The organism is Acinetobacter suaedae (genome assembly GCF_008630915.1).
Taxonomy (GTDB): Bacteria; Pseudomonadota; Gammaproteobacteria; order Pseudomonadales; family Moraxellaceae; genus Acinetobacter; species Acinetobacter suaedae.
Genome location: NZ_CP043909.1, coordinates 1,950,469 through 1,970,713, shown reverse-complemented (window position 1 = coordinate 1,970,713; position 20,245 = coordinate 1,950,469). Strand labels below are relative to the sequence as shown.

At 39.5% G+C, this 20,245-nt stretch carries 12 protein-coding genes and 1 pseudogene; 11 read left to right on the top strand and 2 right to left on the bottom strand.

Annotation, left to right across the window (positions count from 1 at the left end; genetic code table 11):
- Positions 1-52: 52 nt before the first annotated feature.
- The 5 genes from F2A31_RS09200 to F2A31_RS09180 all read left to right on the top strand — a co-directional run bounded on the left by F2A31_RS09200 (position 53) and on the right by F2A31_RS09180 (position 11,369).
- Positions 53-2,758 carry an autotransporter assembly complex protein TamA gene (locus F2A31_RS09200; protein ID WP_150026136.1) on the top strand — a complete coding sequence of 902 codons (2,706 nt, stop codon included), beginning with the start codon at positions 53-55 and terminating at the stop codon, positions 2,756-2,758.
- A 49-nt stretch (positions 2,759-2,807) separates the two neighbouring features.
- Positions 2,808-7,316 carry a translocation/assembly module TamB domain-containing protein gene (locus F2A31_RS09195; RefSeq protein WP_150026135.1) on the top strand — a complete coding sequence of 1,503 codons (4,509 nt, stop codon included), beginning with the start codon at positions 2,808-2,810 and terminating at the stop codon, positions 7,314-7,316.
- 130 nt (positions 7,317-7,446) lie between these two features.
- On the top strand, positions 7,447-7,833 hold the full coding sequence (locus F2A31_RS09190; protein ID WP_171490582.1) for a hypothetical protein: 387 nt from the start codon (positions 7,447-7,449) through the stop codon (positions 7,831-7,833).
- Between the two features lie 259 nt (positions 7,834-8,092).
- Positions 8,093-10,732: a bifunctional aconitate hydratase 2/2-methylisocitrate dehydratase gene (locus F2A31_RS09185; RefSeq protein ID WP_150026134.1), complete on the top strand. Its 2,640-nt coding sequence runs from the start codon at positions 8,093-8,095 to the stop codon at positions 10,730-10,732.
- A gap of 55 nt (positions 10,733-10,787) precedes the next feature.
- Positions 10,788-11,369 carry a hypothetical protein gene (locus F2A31_RS09180; RefSeq protein ID WP_150026133.1) on the top strand — a complete coding sequence of 194 codons (582 nt, stop codon included), beginning with the start codon at positions 10,788-10,790 and terminating at the stop codon, positions 11,367-11,369.
- 151 nt (positions 11,370-11,520) lie between these two features.
- On the opposite strand, the pseudogene F2A31_RS09175 reads toward F2A31_RS09180, so the two are convergent.
- Positions 11,521-12,974: pseudogene (locus tag F2A31_RS09175) on the bottom strand (DASS family sodium-coupled anion symporter).
- Between the two features lie 269 nt (positions 12,975-13,243).
- On the opposite strand from F2A31_RS09175, the gene F2A31_RS09170 reads away from it, so the two are divergent.
- From F2A31_RS09170 to F2A31_RS09145, 6 genes are all read left to right on the top strand, one after another.
- Positions 13,244-14,218 carry an ion transporter gene (locus F2A31_RS09170; protein WP_150026132.1) on the top strand — a complete coding sequence of 325 codons (975 nt, stop codon included), beginning with the start codon at positions 13,244-13,246 and terminating at the stop codon, positions 14,216-14,218.
- 90 nt (positions 14,219-14,308) lie between these two features.
- Positions 14,309-14,926: a LysE family translocator gene (locus F2A31_RS09165; protein WP_150026131.1), complete on the top strand. Its 618-nt coding sequence runs from the start codon at positions 14,309-14,311 to the stop codon at positions 14,924-14,926.
- Between the two features lie 307 nt (positions 14,927-15,233).
- Complete coding sequence (locus F2A31_RS09160; RefSeq protein WP_150026130.1) at positions 15,234-16,187, top strand: ABC transporter permease; 954 nt, start codon at positions 15,234-15,236, stop codon at positions 16,185-16,187.
- On the top strand, positions 16,180-17,136 hold the full coding sequence (locus F2A31_RS09155) for an iron chelate uptake ABC transporter family permease subunit (RefSeq protein WP_005081105.1): 957 nt from the start codon (positions 16,180-16,182) through the stop codon (positions 17,134-17,136). Before F2A31_RS09160 ends, F2A31_RS09155 begins: the two co-directional genes overlap by 8 nt.
- Positions 17,127-17,891, top strand: coding sequence for an iron ABC transporter ATP-binding protein (locus F2A31_RS09150; RefSeq protein ID WP_150026129.1), 765 nt, complete (start codon positions 17,127-17,129; stop codon positions 17,889-17,891). Before F2A31_RS09155 ends, F2A31_RS09150 begins: the two co-directional genes overlap by 10 nt.
- A gap of 9 nt (positions 17,892-17,900) precedes the next feature.
- On the top strand, positions 17,901-18,851 hold the full coding sequence (locus F2A31_RS09145; RefSeq protein ID WP_150026128.1) for a siderophore ABC transporter substrate-binding protein: 951 nt from the start codon (positions 17,901-17,903) through the stop codon (positions 18,849-18,851).
- A 45-nt stretch (positions 18,852-18,896) separates the two neighbouring features.
- Here the strand turns inward: F2A31_RS09145 and F2A31_RS09140 are convergent, their stop codons facing one another.
- Positions 18,897-20,117: an MFS transporter gene (locus F2A31_RS09140; RefSeq protein ID WP_150026127.1), complete on the bottom strand. Its 1,221-nt coding sequence runs from the start codon at positions 20,115-20,117 to the stop codon at positions 18,897-18,899.
- Between the last annotated feature and the right edge of the window lie 128 nt (positions 20,118-20,245).

Below are 20,245 nucleotides of genomic sequence, written 5' to 3'. Positions count from 1 at the left end.
TGTTTTCAGCGATCAGAAACGATAAATCAAAAAAGTATGTTTAGAGACCTACATGCCATCTAAATCTAAGTTTAAACAGTCAACATTGGTTCATTCTATGCATTTAATCTTTAAAATGCAGAGCTTTCCTAAACTTATTTGTAGTGGTTTTTTGATTAGTTATTGTATATCAATGTCTTATGCAGCCGAAGAAAGTGAGAGTGTGGCTGAAAATCAAACAATTGAGCGAATGAAAGAACAGGTGAAGGCTATTCCTTCACCAGAAATTCCATATCAAACATTTCAGATGGATCCACAAGATTACAATCCAGCACAAGACAGTGTAGCTGCACTCAAACAACAAGAAGAAGCCCCAAATCAAATTGATACGCTAAAGCCGATTCAATTGGATGAAAACTTAGAAAATCTCCCAGTTATTCCTGTTGATCAGAATATGGCAAATGAGATTTTTAGAGTTGCTGAAGAAGCGAAAAATGATGCATTAGCTTATCGAGAGAATATAGCCAAAAATCCAGAAGTCATTGTAAATGAAGTATCACAATCAGAATTGACAGAAATTAGTAATCCACCTGTCAATATTGATCGTTTGATGCAAGATATCCAGACGGATAGCCAAATCATTGTTGAAGCAAACGAGTCTGGAAGAACATTAGCTGAATTACAACCTAAATCAGAAGAATCCAAAGAGAAAATAGGTTTCTTTAAGCGAATCGTAAATCGCCTACGTCCTGAAAACTTACTTGGCGTTGATAAAGTCCCGCGTATAAGTGCGGATGTAACAGGCGCTCCACCGGTACTGGCAACCAATATCAAGGCAAAGCTTTCAAGCTTTACCCAAGAAGCCTTTGAAGATTTTAATGTGGCTTTACCACAGTTACGATCCCTCACTCATCAAGCGGCTCAAGCAGTTGGTTATTATGATGCAAGTTTTAGTTTTGAAAAGCTAAGTGATAGTCGAGTTAAAGTTACAGTTGAACCAAATGAGCCGGTAACGATTGATAAACAGAATATTGAATTTACAGGTGAGGGTGAAAATGCACCTCAATTCCAAGTTATTCGTTTAATTCCAGAACAAGATGAAGGTGATATTTTTAATCACGGAAAATATGAAGCAACCAAAACTAAAATTAGTAACGCTGCTTCTGATAATGGTTATTTTGATGCCTACTGGAGATTACATGATGTCAAAATTAGCCAACCTGAAAAAACAGCCGAAATTAATTTGAAATACGAGACTGGTGAGCGTTATAAGCTTAAACCTGTTGAGTACAAAATGAGTGACCCAAGTAAGCCTTTACCCCTTACTCAAAAGGTGCTTGATAGCTTAGTACCGTGGAAAGATGGGGATGATTATGCATTTTGGCGTGTTAACGTTTTAGCTAATAATCTAACCAACACGCGTTATTTTAATTATACCCTGGTTGATACTATTAAACCGGATGCTATTCAGCCACCTTTGGATTTACCGCCTGATTTACAAGCTTTAGTTGATCAACAGCGTGTTGAAGAGTCGCAATTATTAAATACGCAACAAAAAGCGGATTTAGCTCGACAAAAGATTATTTCAGCTGAGGAAGTGACACAAGATGTTGTGGATGAGTCTCAGTTCTCAGGTAGTGAACCTGCACAGGCGTATTCCTTAGCTCGAGCCATGCCAGATACTCAAAATGATGAAAATGAACGTCAAGAGTTGGAAAAGCAAGCTCGTTTAGAAAAGAAAATTCCTGTTGTCGTGACTTTAAATGCGGATCGTTTAAATACAATCGAGACTGGTGTTGGTTATGGTACTGATACTGGAGCTCGTATTCGTTCGCAATACAGACGTGCTATTGTCAATAAATATGGGCATGCTTTTGATGCCAATATGGAAGTTTCTGAAATTCGCCAATCTATTGATGGTCGCTATAGTATTCCTTATAAACATCCACTGAATGATTATTTTAACCTTGTTGGGGGGTATGAGCGTGAGACACGAGATAACATCGGTCCAAATGTTGAGTTATTAGTTGAATCTGCTGTTGTTGGTGGTGAGCGGGTGATTAAAAATCCATTGGGTGATTGGCAACATACATTTGGTTTACGTTATCGTTTAGACCGTCTCACTGGAAAAGGTGATGTTGATGTTTCAGAGCTACCGGATGCTTTTAAGGCAGCAGGAATAAACTCAGAACAAGAGTCTTTATTATTTGGTTATGAAATTTCTAAAACGAACTCCAATACTCGTTTAAATCCGACCAAAGGTTTTAAGCAAACTTATAAGGTTGAGTTAGGCACGGAGTCTGTTCTTTCAGATGCCAATATGGCGATTTTGACTGCGGGCTGGCGATTTATTTATTCATTGGGTGAAAATGACAATCATCAGTTTGTTGGACGTGGTGATGCAAGTTATATCTTCACCGATGATTTTGATAAGGTTCCGTATAACTTGCGCTTCTTTACAGGTGGTGATCAATCACTTCGTGGATTCGATTATAAGAGCTTATCACCAGAAGAAGATGGTTATAAAATCGGTGGTCAAGCATTGGGTGTGGGGTCTTTAGAATATAACTATCAATTTAAAGATGGTTGGCGTGCTGCGGTTTTCTCCGATTTTGGTAATGCGTTTGATAAACAATTTAGTAACCCGACTGAATATAGTGTTGGGGTAGGTATTCGCTGGAGATCACCTATTGGACCGATTCGTTTAGATGTCGCATCAGGAATCTCAAATGATAATCGCCCGATTCGATTACACTTTTTTATCGGGCCACAGCTTTAAAAAAAACTTTTAATAATCCTCAGACTGGGGAAATGATTTCGGGTTAATTATGACGGAAGAAGTAGAGCAGCAACAGACACCTTCAACAGGTCCAAAACGGGAACGGCGTATTCTTCGGAGTATTTTGCTGATGGTGTTGATCATCCTTCTGTTATTGGTCAGCTCTTTACTTGTGATGATGTCAACGGATAAAGGAAGTCGTTTCCTCTTAGATCGTGTTTTGCAAACCCAAAAAATCATTCATTATGAGTATGAAGGTGGTAATTTATTAAGGGGTATTATTCTCAAGAATGTGCTAGTGCGGTTAGAGGCCGTTGATGTTTCACTAGATCGTGCCAATGTTTCTTTAGGTTGGAGAGCCATTTTAAATAAGGAAATACATTTAAGTCATGCTGATGTTGAGAATCTCAAAATTATTAACAAGAAACCACCATCAGGTGAGCCCTTTGGATTTGATCCAATTAAATTGCCATTTGTTTTGCGTATAGATAAAGCATCATTAGATCATTTGGAAATTCAAACTGCGACTGCAAAAATCAATTTTGATGATATATATCTAAAAGATGCACTTTGGTCAGAGACTAAACTTAAATTTAAAGATTCCCGTATGGATATGGGGTATTTGGCAGTTAAAGATGCAACTGGTCAAATTGATTTTAGTGGCAAGTATCCATTAAATGCTAAAGCGGATCTGATAATTCCTGCACTAAATAGTATTGATATTGAAACAATAAAAGTTGTTGCAACTGGAAGTCTTGATACATTGAGAGCGGGCGTCGCAACACTTACTCCAGATTTGCTCACAGGATGGGCTGTACTTCATCCTGTACGAGATCAAGTGCCGATGAAAGGTGAATTGTTCTTTAAAAATTATCATTTACCAATTTTAAAAGAGCAAAAGCTTTTTGCAAAAGATGGTGTTGCCAGATTTAAAGGAAATGTAGAAAAACTCGTGTTGAGTTTAGATACAGATTTGAAAGGAGAACAGATTCCTGAGGGTAAATATAATGCATTGATGGAAACTGATCTCACTGATCAATTGAATATTCAGGATTTTAATGGTCAATTGATGGGTGGCTCTGTGAGTTTAAAGGGTCTTGTGAGTTGGAAAGATCATGTCTCATGGGACTTAAAAGGACGTTTAGATCGCTTAAATGCCAAAGATGAAACTTTGCCACAGATTGCACAAGACTTTCTACCGCCAAGCTTGGATGCCAATATTAGTTCAACGGGTATGTTGAAAAATGGAATGGTTGTGAATGCTCAACTTGCTTTCGATAAGTACGAAACATGGCAAGTAAAAATCAACCAAGCCGAGCAAAAGACGAATAAAGCTGAACCAATGCTATTAGATATTGCTTGGCAAGGTATAGATCGTGCAGTTCCTTATGTTGGGTGGTTAAGCAGTGCTGAAGGCCATACGAATATTACCTTAAAAGACAACCAACAAGATATCTACGTTGCAACTACGGTACGTCCACATGAACAAGGACTTTTACCTGCTGGAAAATATGATGCACGTATTGATTTAAAAGATAGTCTGTTGAATGTGGAAAATTTTAGCTACGTTGCAGAGAAAGGTCGTCTAGATGGTCAGGCAAAGGTTAAACTTCCAACGGATAAGCAACAATTGGCTTGGCAGGCTCAGCTTAAAGCCCAAGATTTTAATCCTCAAACAGTTGCTTTAGCAGCTCCTGTTAATGTACTAAATGGGGAGATTCTTGCTTCGGGTTTTGCTAAACCAAATCAGCAAATTATTCAATTTGAACGAATTGATTTACAAGGCCAGTTGGCTCAATCGAATCAAAAAGAAACGATTGCATTACAAGGTAAGGCTACAACCACGCTGATGTTTGATGACGTAAAAGCGGGTGGAGGATTTAAAAGTTTTGCTGTTGATTACGATGGTTCTTTAAATGCTTTAAATCAAGGGAATGGCTTATTAAAAGTCAATATTACAGGTACACCAACCAACTTAAAAATCAATGAGTTGAAACATGATGGTGTTGCCGGGAAATTGTTCGCAACGGGTACTGTTGATCTCCAAGATAAACTAGGCTGGAACATAGAGACATCTTTAGTTCGCTTCAAGCCTCAATATTTTGTTTCAAGTCTTAAAGGTGAAATATCTGGCCATGTTAAAACTCAAGGCGTCTGGTCTGAGCAAGTTAAACGTGTTGATATTCGTCAGCTCAATGTGGCGGGATTCTTAAACAATAGACCAATACGTGGTCGTGGTAATTTATCTTTGTTGTTAGATTCGAATCAAACTGGTTTTCTACCACAGCAATTTGAAGCAAATGATTTATTCTTCGCCTACGGACAGAACCAGTTGCAAGCAACAGGGAATGCACAAAGCTTACGTTTTAAAGTGAATGCGCCTGCTTTATATGAATTATATCCAGGATTGCGTGGACGTGCTTACGGTAGTTTAAATGTTCAGTCCCAACCACGTTTGAGCGCAACAGCAAATCTTGTGGTAGATGGTTTCGCTTTTAATGATTTAGCAAGCGTTAAGTCTTTACGTATTCAAGGTGAGTTACCAACCTCTGAAACAACACCAACTCAGTTAACAGCAACAATAGATCAATTGCGTAGTGGTAAGCGTGAGCTACAAAATGCAACTCTCAATCTAACTGGAACGCGTAAAGCTCACTTATTAAAACTTGAAACCAAAAATGCACATACCAATTTTTATGTTCAGCTTGCAGGTGGCTTTAATCAAAATAATGATTGGCTTGGACAAATTCAGAAAGGAAAATTTAGTTCACGTCGTGTGAGTTTGGCACAAAGCCAAAATACACCTGTGATTTATACCACAGCTCGTACGGAGTTATATGTTGGACAACATTGTTGGCAAAGTGCTGAGAGTCAACTTTGTCTAGATCAACCTGCAAGAATTAGCCCTGAAAAAGGTAATTTTTCATTTATAACCAAAGATCTTGATTTAAAAGATTTTGCTGCATTTATGCCAGAGGGTCTAGCTGTTACAGGACAATTAAATGGTTACGCTAAAGCATCTTGGACTAAAGGTACACGACCTAAATTAGACTCACGACTAGTGACGCGTAAAGGTGAAATTGGTTTGGCTGCGGAAGATCCTCAAGATCCAGCAACGACAGTGACTTATGATGAGCTAAGCTTGATTGCGAAAAGTATCAATGATGGCTTGTTATTCCGTGTAGATATGAAAACACCTGATATTGGCACGGGTTATGCGAATGTTGTAATCGATCCATTCCAAACGGGTATGCCGATGCGTGGAGAAGTCGCTTTTGATGATGTTCAGCTCAAAGTATTTAAACCATTTATCAAAGATGTACGCTCGATGGCTGGAACTTTGGCCTTGGCAGGGAAAATAAATGGCACGCTAACTCAACCTCAATTTACAGGTGAAATGCGTCTGAAAAATGGGGCGATTAGTATGATTTCGCTGCCTGTTAACCTCACCAATATGCAGCTTTATTCATCTATTCGCCAAGACACTGCAAGTATTGATGGAGCATTTAATAGTGGTCAAGGCGTTGGGCGAATAAAAGGCCGCTTTGATTGGAAAGATAATCCTCATTTATCTTTAACTTTAAAAGGCGATAATTTACTCGTTCGTCAGGCACCAATGATTACTGCGATTGTGCAACCTGATCTAAGTTTGGATGTCTACCCATTTGATCAGCGTTTAAGTTTGAAAGGAACTGTGGATGTACCGCGCGCAAGGATTTCCATGCCTGAAACCACAGCAACAGTTGTGTCGGTTTCTCCTGATGTACGTGTAGTTCATCAAGGTCAGGATCTGCTTGCGACCTTAAGAGCCGCTAAACCGTGGGATATTCGGGCAGATATGACCGTTACATTAGGCAACCAAGTTATCTTCCAAGGCTTTGAGAGTAATATTCCTTTGGTTGGACGATTACACTTGTCTCAACGTGGTTTAGAGACAGCTATGCGTGCTAATGGTGCAATTGGGGTTAGTCAGAAAGTGAAGATTGAAGCCTATGGGCAAAGCTTAGATCTGAATCGTGCGATTGCTCGTTTTAATGGCCCACTTGCAAACCCTACATTAGATATAGATGCAAATAAATCAGTGCAAGGAAGTATGGTTGGTGTTCGTGTAACAGGAACAGCAACAGTTCCAAATGTTCAGATTTATAATGATGCGGGCTTATCTGAGCAAGAGGCTCTTAATGCATTGCTGACTGGGCGTATTAATGAAGGTGGTAGTGGTTTAAGTAACACAGAAGGATTTAAATCTGATGTGAATAACACCATTGCTGCGGCTGGTATTAGTATGGGATTGGGTGGTACACGTGCATTAACCAATCAAATTGGACGAACTTTTGGATTAAGTGGATTAGCACTTGATGCCCAAGGAACAGGTGATGATACGCAGGTAAGTTTAACAGGCTACATCACACCAGATCTGTTTATTCGTTATGGTGTTGGTGTTTTCACACCTGTGAATAAATTGACATTACGTTATCAGATGAATCGCCGTTTATATTTAGAAGCGAGTCAATCATTAGAGCGGGCAATTGACGTTTTCTACAATTGGCGATTCTAAGCTTTAATAAAAAACCTGTTTTAGTAAATAAAGCAGGTTTTTTTACATCAGTAATTTGTATGTTTTTATTGCGAAGAACGCTATTTTTAGATGGTTCATTTTGCAAAATAACTTGCTTTCAGTATGATGTGTGCATCAAATTAACCGCAGTATGATGATGAAAAAAGTTTTGTTGATTGCAATAGGTTTGGTCTTGGTTGGATGTGCTGACAAAAAGCCATTAACGCCAGAAGAGAAATGGCATGGTTTTTGTGTTAGTGTAGGTAATGCAGCGCGTTCGATTACATTAGACCGTCAAAATGCAATTGAGAAACACAAAGCAATCGAACATGCGGGAAAAATTGAAGATAAGACGATCCATAAGTTCATCTTGCAGATCATAGATGAAGTGTATGAGATACCAGTTGATCAATTGAAGTCTGATCCAAGTGCAATTCGTGATGAAATGAAGCAAAAGTTCACAGAGCAGTGTTTAGCGACACCACACGATGAGCTTCCAAATTATAAATCATTTTAATGTATTTACCGAAAAGACAACACCAGTTGTCTTTTTTTATGGGTCTAATTTATTGTTTTACTGGACTTTGATCTACTACCAAAGCGGTATTTAAAAGGGTGCAACATTTCGCTATAAAATAATGGTCATCACGTAGAAATACGGCAGTTGCATTAACTTTTATTGCGAAGTCTAGTAAAATTTTGCTGTCCATATTACTTGTAAAGCTTGTAGAAAGCTGGAACTTACAAGTAATTTTTTAAAGAAGAGGAATAACACTGTGCTAGAAGCTTACCGCCAACACGTTGAAGAACGTGCCGCACTCGGAGTCCCACCGAAGCCACTTGATGATGCTCAAACTGCTGAACTTGTCGCATTATTAAAAAATCCACCAGCAGGTGAAGAAGCATATTTAGTTGACTTGCTTGAAAACCGTGTTCCAGCTGGTGTTGACCAAGCTGCTTATGTAAAAGCTGCTTTCTTAGCTGCGATTGCAAAAGGCGAAGCGACCTCTCCACTTGTATCAAAAGAACGTGCTGTTTACTTACTTGGCACGATGCTTGGTGGTTACAATGTAGCACCACTTGTTGAACTTCTAGACAATGCTGAACTTGCAGAATTAGCTGCTGAAGCGTTGAAGAAAACACTTCTTGTATTTGATGCCTTCCATGATGTTGCTGATAAAGCAAAAGCTGGCAATGTAAATGCAAAAGCAGTATTACAATCATGGGCTGATGCTGAATGGTTTACAAGCCGTCCAGACGTGCCAGAAGAAATCAAAATCACTGTGTTCAAAGTAACAGGTGAGACGAATACGGATGATTTATCTCCAGCGCAGGATGCGTGGAGCCGTCCAGATATTCCATTACACGCAAATGCAATGCTTAAAAATGAGCGTGATGGTATCAATCCTGAGAAACCAGGTGAAGTTGGTCCATTAAGCCAAATCAAAGAATTGATCGCGAAAGGCAACCAAGTTGCTTACGTGGGTGACGTTGTTGGTACAGGTTCTTCTCGTAAATCTGCAACTAACTCTGTACTTTGGTTCTTCGGTGATGAACTTCCACACATTCCAAACAAAAAAGATGGTGGTGTGTGCTTAGGTTCTAAGATCGCTCCAATTTTCTTCAATACAATGGAAGATGCAGGTGCATTACCTGTAGAAATCGACGTTGCCAACATGAACATGGGCGACGAAGTTGTATTGAAAATTGATCACACTGCAGCAAAAGTTACAGCGTTCAAAGACGGCGCTCAAATCGCTGAATCTGAACTTAAAACACCTGTACTTCTAGACGAAGTACGTGCTGGTGGTCGTATTAACCTGATCATTGGTCGTGGTTTAACAGCGAAAGCGCGTGAAGAATTAGGTCTTGAGCCTTCTACTTTATTCCGTACTCCAGTACAACCTGCTGACACTGGTAAAGGCTTCACTCAAGCTCAGAAGATGGTAGGTCGCGCATGTGGTCTTCCTGAAGGTCAAGGTATCCGTCCAGGAACTTACTGTGAACCTAAGATGACGACTGTTGGTTCTCAAGATACAACTGGTCCTATGACTCGTGACGAGTTAAAAGACTTAGCGTGCTTGGGCTTCTCATCTGATCTAGTGATGCAGTCTTTCTGTCACACAGCTGCGTATCCAAAACCAGTTGACGTAACAACTCACCATACATTACCTGACTTCATCATGAACCGTGGTGGTGTATCTTTACGTCCAGGTGACGGTATTATCCACTCTTGGTTAAACCGTATGTTACTTCCAGATACAGTAGGTACTGGTGGTGACTCACATACTCGTTTCCCAATCGGTATTTCATTCCCAGCGGGTTCAGGTCTTGTTGCTTTCGCAGCAGCAACAGGTGTTATGCCACTTGATATGCCTGAGTCTGTACTTGTTAAGTTTAAAGGTAAAATGCAGCCTGGTATCACTTTACGTGACCTTGTACATGCGATTCCTTACTATGCGATCAAAGCTGGTGACTTAACTGTAGAGAAGAAAGGTAAGAAAAATATCTTCTCTGGTCGTATCCTTGAGATCGACTTAACAGAAATGGAAAATGACTTGACTGTTGAGCAAGCATTCGAACTTTCTGACGCATCTGCTGAACGTTCTGCTGCTGGTTGTTCAATCACGCTTTCTGAAGAGAAAGTTGCTGAATACTTACGTTCTAACATCACTATGTTGAAGTGGATGATCGCTGAAGGTTATGGCGATGCGCGTACACTTGCTCGTCGTGCTGAAAACATGCAGAAGTGGTTAGACAACCCAAGCTTGTTAAAAGCTGATGCTGATGCTGAATATACAAAAGTATATGAAATCGATCTTGCTGACATCAAAGAACCAATTCTTTGCTGCCCGAACGATCCAGATGATGCAAAACTTCTTTCTGACGTTCAAGGCGACAAAATTGATGAAGTATTCATCGGTTCTTGTATGACGAACATCGGTCACTTCCGTGCAGCGGGTCAATTGTTAGATAAAGTACCAAGCGGTTCATTGTCTACTCGTTTATGGTTGGCTCCACCAACGCGTATGGACGAGCATCAATTGATGGAAGAAGGCATGTACAACATCTATGGTCGTGCTGGTGCGCGTACAGAGATGCCGGGCTGTTCATTGTGTATGGGTAACCAAGCACGTGTAGCGCCGAACACAACTTGTGTATCGACTTCTACTCGTAACTTCCCGAACCGTTTAGGTCAAGGTGCAAACGTTTACTTAGCTTCTGCTGAGCTTGCATCTGTTGCTGCGGTACTTGGTAAATTACCAAGCCCAGAAGAATATCAACAGTACGCGTCGCAAATCGACAGCGCTTCTGCTGACATCTACAAATACTTGAACTTTGATCAAATGGGTGAATACACCAAAGAAGCTGATCAAGTAGATACGAAGAAAATCCAAGCTGCTCAATTGACTTAATCTGTTGATTTAGCTAAAAATAAGGGCTGAAGATTCAGCCCTTATTTTTTATAAAATGAAAAGCATCTTAAATTTAAAAGACAATATCCTTGAGTTAGAAAATATTTTTTATAAAGAGCAAAATCTTGAGGAGTTAAAAAACTCAATCCAACAATTATTTTCTAAGATATTAAAAGTGTATCCGTATCTAAAACCTCCAACGTTTTCAATTATTCCTACTAAAAGTCTAGAATTTATCGTTTGGTATCAAGATCCGAATGCTATTACTGAGACATTGTTAATCGAGCAAAATAGTTCAGAAGCATATATATGGAAAGGTGCTGATCAGAAATGGTATTTGGATGATTTGTATTCTGAGCCACATAAAATTGCCTGCAAGTTAATAGAAATTATGCCTGGATTTCATTCTCTGCCTGAAAATCCTAGAGAGGTAAAGCATCTACTTGAAATAGGGATAATGTATTTTAATGCCAATATTTTTCCAAAGTTTTCAGAAAGAAAACTAGAAGATGATAGGGAAGTTCTTACATGGGATGATCGTTTTTTGTTGGTGGGAACTCAGTTAGAAAATCTTAGAATTTATAGCCATAAACAATGGAGCGATTTAGTTAGTAGAGAAAATTATTATTCAAAGTAAGGTAGTTGTTTATGACATTTAGGCATAATTCTGTTTAGTTGAATAAAATGAAAATTTTCTTACGATGACTGTTGTGAGCTTATAGGGAAGAATTCTTATTTTAAGTTAGAGAGGAACATTCCTATTCGCGTAGAATGTTCCTCAATTTAAATCACCAATACCCCAACATCTTCCACCACAGTCCGCCAATCACCACAAAGATGATGATATTGACCACACTCATGACAAAGCCAGCTTTCCACCATTCACCCAGTGTGGTGTAACCCGAACCAAATACCACAGGTGAAGTTCCTGTTGCATAATGGGTTAAGGTCATCATGATGCTAGAAGCTGCGGCCATCATTAAGGCAAACAACATAGGCGGTGCACCAAGCGCAATACCCGCGGTATAAAATGCAGCAAACATTGCCGTGATATGGGCGGTGGTACTTGCAAACATATAATGAGCATACAGATAAGCAAGCATCAATAACAAACATGCAGGCATCCAGCTTAAACCTAGAGAGCCAATACTATTTTCGAGTACACCTGAGAACCATGCAATTAAGCCGAGTTTATTCAAATAAGTGGCCATCATTACCAAGGCAGCGAACCAAGTAATCGTATCCCATGCACTTTTTTGTGTCAGGATATCTTCCCAGGTTAAAACACCTGTAAGTAGCAATAACGCCAAGCCTATGAATGCCGTAGTGGTTGGGTCAACTACCCAAGATGCCCCAAAAATCATGGCAGGGACACCCGCCCACAATAAAAGCAAGATACCAAATACCACAAGCATAATAATTTCATGGTAACTAATTGCACCCATGGCTTTTAATTTGTCTTTTGCAAACTGAGTTGCATTGGGTGTTTCTTTTACTTCTGGTGGATACATCCAGTAAATAATTAACGGCATCACGATTAATGCGATTAGTCCAGGGATGAACATTGCCAGTGCCCATGTACTCCAACTTAACGAGATTTCACTATTGGTTGCTTTTGCGACCAGATCCACGACTAACGGATTAGGAGCAGTAGCAGTAATAAACATGGCTGATGTGATGGGGTTAGCGTGATAACTGACAAGTGCTAAATATTTTCCCATATGTGCCTCAGTGCCTTTCGCGGGATCTGAGTCATAACTGGTTGAAATTGCGCGAACGATCGGGTGAATAATCCCGCCACCACGTGCCGTATTACTTGGGGTGACAGGCGCGATTATAAGCTCAGATAGCACCATGCTATAACCAATACCAATGGTTTTCTTGCCCCATACTGCAATAAATAGCCTAAGCGAGCGCCAAGCCCTGTTTTTTGCAACCCTTTAGAGATCATGATCGAAATACCAATCAACCAAATCAGTGGATTAGCAAAGCTGCTCAGGGCATCTTGAATTGCGCCAGTAGGACTGTCGTTGGTCACACCTGTCACTGCAACTAAGGTAATAGCAATAATAGCGATTGCACCGATTGGCATTGCCTTGCCAATGATGGCGGCAATAACACCAACAAACATAGCCAATAAATGCCACGCTTCAGGTTCGACACCGCTTGGCACAGGAATAACGAACCAAATAATGAGAGCAAGAGATATAGCGATAAATGTAGGGAGAGTTTTGAATCCCATGGGTTGTTTCCCCTTGTTGTCATGGGTTTAATCAAACTTATAGTTATTTATGAATAAATCTTTAAAGAAATAACCGTTAAGTCATAATTATTGAGGATTAGAGATCTGTAATTCAAAGAGAATTTTGTTGATTGCTTGTGAGAACGTTCAATTAATCACCATATTGTTTTGAATAGCTGTGGAATGTGCTAAGAGTGATAGAAATTTTTATTAAATTTTGATCTAACATGCTACATTTTGAACTTGCTTGATAAAACTATAAATATGGTATGGCGCAACTAAGACGTTTTGTGTATCGCACACTGCATGATGATGACTATCAAACTACTTTTAGTCGAGGCGTTAACTACTTTCTCATATTTTTGATTGTGGCAAACGCTATGGCAGTCATGCTGGAATCAATCGACTCTATTTTTTATCCAAATCAGATGTTATTTGAAACATTTGAGAATATTTCGATCGTTATTTTTTCGGTTGAGTATCTGTTGAGGGTATGGAGTATTGCGGAAAAAAACCCACAGTCTTCAGCATGGAAACAACGTTACGCTTGGATGAAGAGTGGTGGAGCAATCATTGATTTGCTCGCAATCCTTCCAGCGTATCTCAATTTCTTTGTCAATATCGATTTACGTGTCCTCAGAATTTTACGTTTATTGCGATTACTCAAATTGACGCGCTACTTTGTATCATTGCAGATATTATTACGTGTGATTCATCGAGAAAAGGGATCTTTTCAGGCGGTTATTTTTATCTTAATTATTATGATCATAATGACGGCATCTGGTATTTATGTGGTAGAAAATCAGGCACAACCAGAAGAGTTTAGCTCGATTCCAATGGCAATGTGGTGGGCAGTAGTAACATTAACCACCGTAGGCTACGGTGATGTAACGCCAGTAACGAATATGGGGAAGTTTTTAGGAGCGATGATTACTATTCTTGGGGTTGGGATCGCAGCACTGCCAGCAGGGATTTTGGCATCAGGTTTAGCCAATGAATTAAACTTACGCAATCAGAAACTGGAGCAAGAGTTTCGTGAGTCTTTACAAGCAAAAGGAATTGATTTGTTAAATGATAAAAAAGAAATTGAAAATATTCGTTTAAAAGTAGGGTTACCTAAAGAGCAAACCCATGAAATTATTATGCAATTGGTAAAGGAAAGAATATTAGAGGAGCAAGAGCAGGCCACCCAGCACAAGCAAAAGAATTACTGCCCACATTGTGGCGAAAAGTTATCTGAATAAATATGAATTTTATTGTAATAATCGATAAAAAGTTGAGAGAATTAACTGTTATAGTAAGTGCAAATTTGAACAAATGAATTATTTTTCTATATGAGTTTACTTACTTTTTTCTCTTTTATTGTGTATTCAACCGTTACCTCAATTACACCTGGTCCAAACAATATTATGTTGGCTGCTTCTGGGTTGAACTTTGGCTTAAAGCGAAGTATTCCGCATATTTTAGGGATTGGTTTTGGCTTTGGTGTCATGGTAATTCTAGTTGGTTACGGAATTGGTGCGGCATTAGGTTCTTCGCCTTTGCTTTATGAAATCCTAAAAATCATAGGGATTAGCTACTTATTGTATTTAGCCTATAAAATCTATCGAGCTGGTAGTATTAAAACGGATACCAAAGTTGATAAGCCATTAAGTTTTATGGGGGCAGCTTTATTCCAATGGGTCAATCCGAAAGCATGGATTATGGCAATGGGAGCAATTACGACTTATAGCTCGGCAAATAGTCGATTGCTAGAATTTGTTTTTATTGGTGTGATCTTTGGATTGGTGAGTATTCCAAGTGTTGGAGTATGGGCATACATGGGCGAAAAGTTGAAAATGATTGTAAACCATCCACGTAAGGTCGAATTATTTAATACAGTGATGGCACTGTTATTGGTCGCATCTGTTATTGTTCCGATTAAAGATTCAGTTCAATTTTTTATTCACTGAACTTTGGAACACCTTAATCGGACTATCTAGATATTTTTGAGAATGTGACAAAAAACTATTTTTTCTTGATGATTATTAATCATTTGCTTCGACTTGTAGGAAGAGTATGAGGATATATTCCTAACCTCAAGTGATATTATAAAGACTGATTAGCATTTAATATAACTTAAGATGGTTGTGAGTAGGTTTAGCTATTATTAAAAAAAGATAACAATAATAATTATCATTTGTGTTAACTTCTTATTTGATGTTTATCGTAATTTTTAAGCATTTTTTAAGGTTGTTCGTCAAATGAAATTCTCCCGCCATGATTAAACGGCGCTATTTACTTGTTTTACTCATTTCTTTGGCATTGATTTCCTTATTTGTTGGTGTTGGGGATGTGAGCCTTACAGGATTGATTGCAGGAAATCCACAAGACTGGCAGCTCTTTTGGACGAGTCGATTACCACGTCTGATGGCGATTGTTGTTGCAGGTGCAGGCCTAAGTGTCTGTGGCTTGATTATGCAGTCATTAAGTCGAAATCGTTTTGTTTCACCAACCACAGCGGGTTTATATGACTGTGCACGGCTGGGCATTTTAATTTCGATTATTTTGCTTCCAAGTGCTTCTATTTTTGCCAAAACTGGATTTGCGATTATTGTCACGCTGATTGGTGCGATGACATTTATGAGTATTCTTGCCACTTTAAAGCACCGAGATACGGTATTTGTGCCACTCGTTGGGATGATTTTTGGCAGCATTATTTCTGCATTTACGACTTTTATTGCTTTGCAACTTGATTTGTTGCAGAACTTAGCAGGGTGGTTGCAAGGCGATTTCTCAACCATTTTGAATGGTCAATATGAATTGATTTATTTAAGTATGCCCGTTCTCGCCTTGATTTATATATTTGCCAATCGTTTTGTCTTGGCCGGCTTGGGTGAAGACTTTGCGACAAATCTAGGTTTGAACTATAAACAGACACTTTTCTTAGGTTTGCTGCTGGTATCAGTGATTACTGGGGTGGTGATTGTGACTGTCGGCGCAATTCCTTTTCTCGGTTTAATTGTGCCAAATCTAGTCAGCCTTTATTTAGGCGATCATATTCGCAAGACGCTTTCACATACGGCATTGCTTGGTGCGTTGCTGGTCTTACTGTGTGATGTTTTTGGTCGAGTGGTGATTTATCCCTATGAGGTTTCGGTCAGCCTGATTATGGGTGTAGTCGGTAGTTTGATCTTCCTGTGGTTATTACTCAGGAGGTATCGATATGCATAATACGACGAAACTGGTTGTACTTGCGGTTGCTGTATTGGTCAGCATTGGATTATATCTCGGTTGGAATCTCGGGGTAGCGTGGCAGTATGCACTGGGACTGCGTTTAAGAACGGTCGCTGCAATTGTTGTTGCAGGTGTTGCAGTTGGTGTTTCAACCTTGGTTTTTCATACGATTGTGAATAATCGCGTAGTCACGCCGCAAGCTTTAGGTTTGGATAAATTATACGAACTATCTAAAACTGCAATTATTTATTTCTTTGGTGCGAGTACGTTGTTGTCGCTTAATTTTGTGACTGATTATTTGATCAGTTTGTTGTTAATGGTGACTTTTGCTTTATTACTTTATCGCTTCATTTTCCAAAAAGTAGCGCAACAAAATATTTATTTCTTGCTGTTGGTTGGTCTGATTTGTTCGACTTTATTTGACAACATGACCACCTTTTTTCAGGTCCTGCTCGATCCAGATGAGTTTCAAGTCGCTGCATACGCAGGCTTTGCAAGTTTTAATGTAGTGAAGTTGGAAACGGTCGCGCTATCGTTGCTGACCATTCTCCCCATTCTTTTTTATAGTTTTCGACACTATCACATATTGAATGTGATGGCGTTGGGACGAGATCATGCGTTAAATCTCGGATTGAACTATGACAAAACCAGCCGCTTGTTATTGATCCTCGTGGTATTGGCACTAGCATCTGCAACGGCACTCGCAGGTCCAATGATGTTCCTTGGCTTATTGGTACTCAATATCACATTGGAACTATTTAAAACCCATCATCATCATATTTTACTGCTCGGTATTGTTTTAGTGAGTGTGCTATGTCTTATGCTCGGTCAATTTATCGTATTACATGTACTGAATTTTAAAACCACATTGAGCGTGATTATTAACTTTGTCGGTGGAATTTATTTCTTCTGGATATTATTGAAGGAAAATAAAAAATGGCAATAGAGCTGAAGAATTTACGAAAAAGCTATCATCAACAGTGCGTCGTCAATCAAGTCTCAGTCACGATTGCCAAAGGAAAATTTACCGCATTTATTGGGCCAAATGGTGCAGGTAAAAGTACGGTACTTTCGATCATGAGTCGTCTGATCGATGCAGATCAGGGTCAGGTATTGTTGGATGGGCAAGATTTACGTGACATGAAAAGTGCGGATATTGCCAAAAAAATGGCGATTTTAAAGCAGTCCAATCATACCGATTTACGGCTTAGTATTGAGGATCTGGTGGCATTTGGAAGGTTTCCATATTCTCAGGGGCGTCTGACCCAGCAAGACCAAGACATTATTGATCGTTCAATTGCTTATATGGATTTGCAATCGATGCGTCATCGTCAGCTAAGTGAGTTGTCTGGTGGGCAGCGACAACGCGCCTACATTGCGATGATTCTGGCACAGGACACCGAATATATCTTATTGGATGAGCCGTTGAATAACTTAGATATGAAGCATTCTGCTCAAATTATGCGTGTGCTGAAAGATCTTGTTGAAAATCATGGCAAATCCATCATTGTCGTGATTCATGATATTAACTTTGCCTCTGTGTATGCCGATCACATTATTGCAATGAAAAATGGTGAGTTAGTCTATCAGGGACATCCACAGCAGATTATGAATGAAAGCACTTTAGAAACGATTTTTGATTTCCATATTCCGATTCAACAAATTCAGCAACACAAATTAGGTTTGTATTTTATTAGTTAGGAGTTCGTTATGCTGTTTAAGAAGACATTGCCAATCATGATGTTGAGTGCAGTATTGGCTGCATGTGGTCATTCAAATGAACCTTCTGCGGCACAGGAAGGAACTACAAACAGCCATGAAATGATGAGTTTTAACAGCAAAGCAGGGCAGATTTCGATCCCATCGAATTTGTCTCGTATTGCAGTATTAGATACCAATGCATTGAATACTATTCATGCACTTGGGGCAGATGATAAAGTCGTTGCTTTACCCAAAGGAACACCGTTACCTGAAGCGTTAAAGAGCTTCAATAATGGGCAGTATCTTGATGTAGGCACAGTCAAAGAGCCAAATCTGGAGAGAATTGCGGGAAGTCAGCCTGAGTTGATTTTAATGAGCGGGCGTATGGAAAACCTAGTGAATCAGCTTAAGCAAATTGCACCTACTTATTTTGTGGATGTGGATTACAACGATCAGTTTAATTCGTTTAAACAACAAACCTTGAATATAGCTGAAATGGTTGGCAAAAAAACTGAGGCAGAACAGCAATTAAAAAATTTGGAGCAAGATATAGCAGCATTAAAAGAAAAAACTAAGGGTAAAACTGCATTAGTGATTTTGGTAAATAACAGCAAGATTGCAGCTTATGGTTCGGGTTCAAGGTTTGGTAATATCCATGATTTATACGGTTTTACCCCTGCAGATGCTTCGATTAAAGTGGGCTTGCATGGGATGGCTATTTCACATGAGTTTATTGCCCAAAAGGATCCAGATTATTTATTTGTGATTGATCGTGGCGCTGCTATTACGGACAATCAAGAGGGCGCAAAACGGGTATTGAATAACAATATTGTCAATCAATCGAAAGCAGCCAAAAATGGCAATATTGTTTATTTGGATTCAAGCAATTGGTATCTAATGAATAATGGTTTAGGCGGTATGCAGGCAATGGTGAAAGAAGTAGCTGATGCTGTGAAATAAGCCTCAGTCATGATAGCGCGTGTGTGCACGAAGCAGAATCTGTCGTTAAGCAACGACAGATTCTTTGTTAGCTGAGTATTTTGCGTAAGCTAAAGCGATTAATAGTACAATTAAACCACCTAAGCTTAAAACGAAACCCACCCAAATTGGGGCTAACCAACCCATGTTATGGCTCAGTACCCATCCACCTAAAAAAGCACCAAGGGCATTGGCTAGGTTGAAGGCTGAGTGATTCAACGATGCTGCTAAAGTTTGAGCATCCCCAGCGATATCCATTAAATGAGTTTGTAAGGCACTACCTAAACCAATCACGGTAAAGCCAATCAAAAATAAGGCAGCGATGGCCGTATAAAGATTCTCCATCATAAAGCTGGCGAGCACAAAGGTGAGGGCGGAACTGATTAAAATCCCAATCATGGTTTTAAATAAATGGCGGTCTGCAAGCCAACCCGCAACTAAACCACCAATGACCATACCCACGCCCCAGATTGCCAACGCAATCGGAACAACAGAAATATCGGCATGTGTATACTCAGTGAGGATCGGGGAGACGTAACTATAAACGGAAAACATACCGCCAAACCCAATTGCGCCAACGGCAAGTGTTAACCACATATTAATATTTTTTAAGCCTTTCAATTCAGCCCGAATACTTGCAGTTTTTTGTGGGCGAATATTGGGTACAAAAAGTCCGATGCCGATCAAGGTGATAAAGGCAATTAAAGCTGAAAACTCAAATCCTGTTTTCCAGCCGAATTGCTGCCCAAGCCATGTGGCGATAGGTACACCAATCACATTCGCGATAGTAAGTCCCATCATCACTTGAGCAATTGCAATCGCTCGGCGTTGTTTACCAGCTAGCTCTGCTGCAACTAAAGCCGCTACGCCAAAGTAAGCACCATGTGGAAAACCTGCAATAAAACGAGAGACTAACATTGCTTCTGAGCTTGTTGCTAAGGCAGTGGCAGCATTTGCTAGGCCATAAAACAACATCAATGCAAGTAGCAATGTTTTGCGAGGAACTGTGGCACCCAAGATCGCAATAATGGGAGCACCAACCATAACACCGAGTGCATAGGCACTAATGAAATATCCAGCATGAGGAACACTGACATTTAAATCTGTGGCTATTTCCTGGATCAGTCCCATTGCAACAAATTCAGTTGTGCCAATACAAAAACTACCAATCGCAAGTGAAAAAATCACCAGAAATAAAGAATAGTGTTTTGGCGGGGAAGAAAGAGTGGGAGAGCTTGAGGAAGACATACGATCTCAAAATATATAAAGCGGCGATATTATATCGGGCACATCACAGAAATGTGAAAAAGAACACAAATTTTATAAATGTTATCTAAATTTGCAACTCTAGATTTGAATAGTAATACTAAATGTTT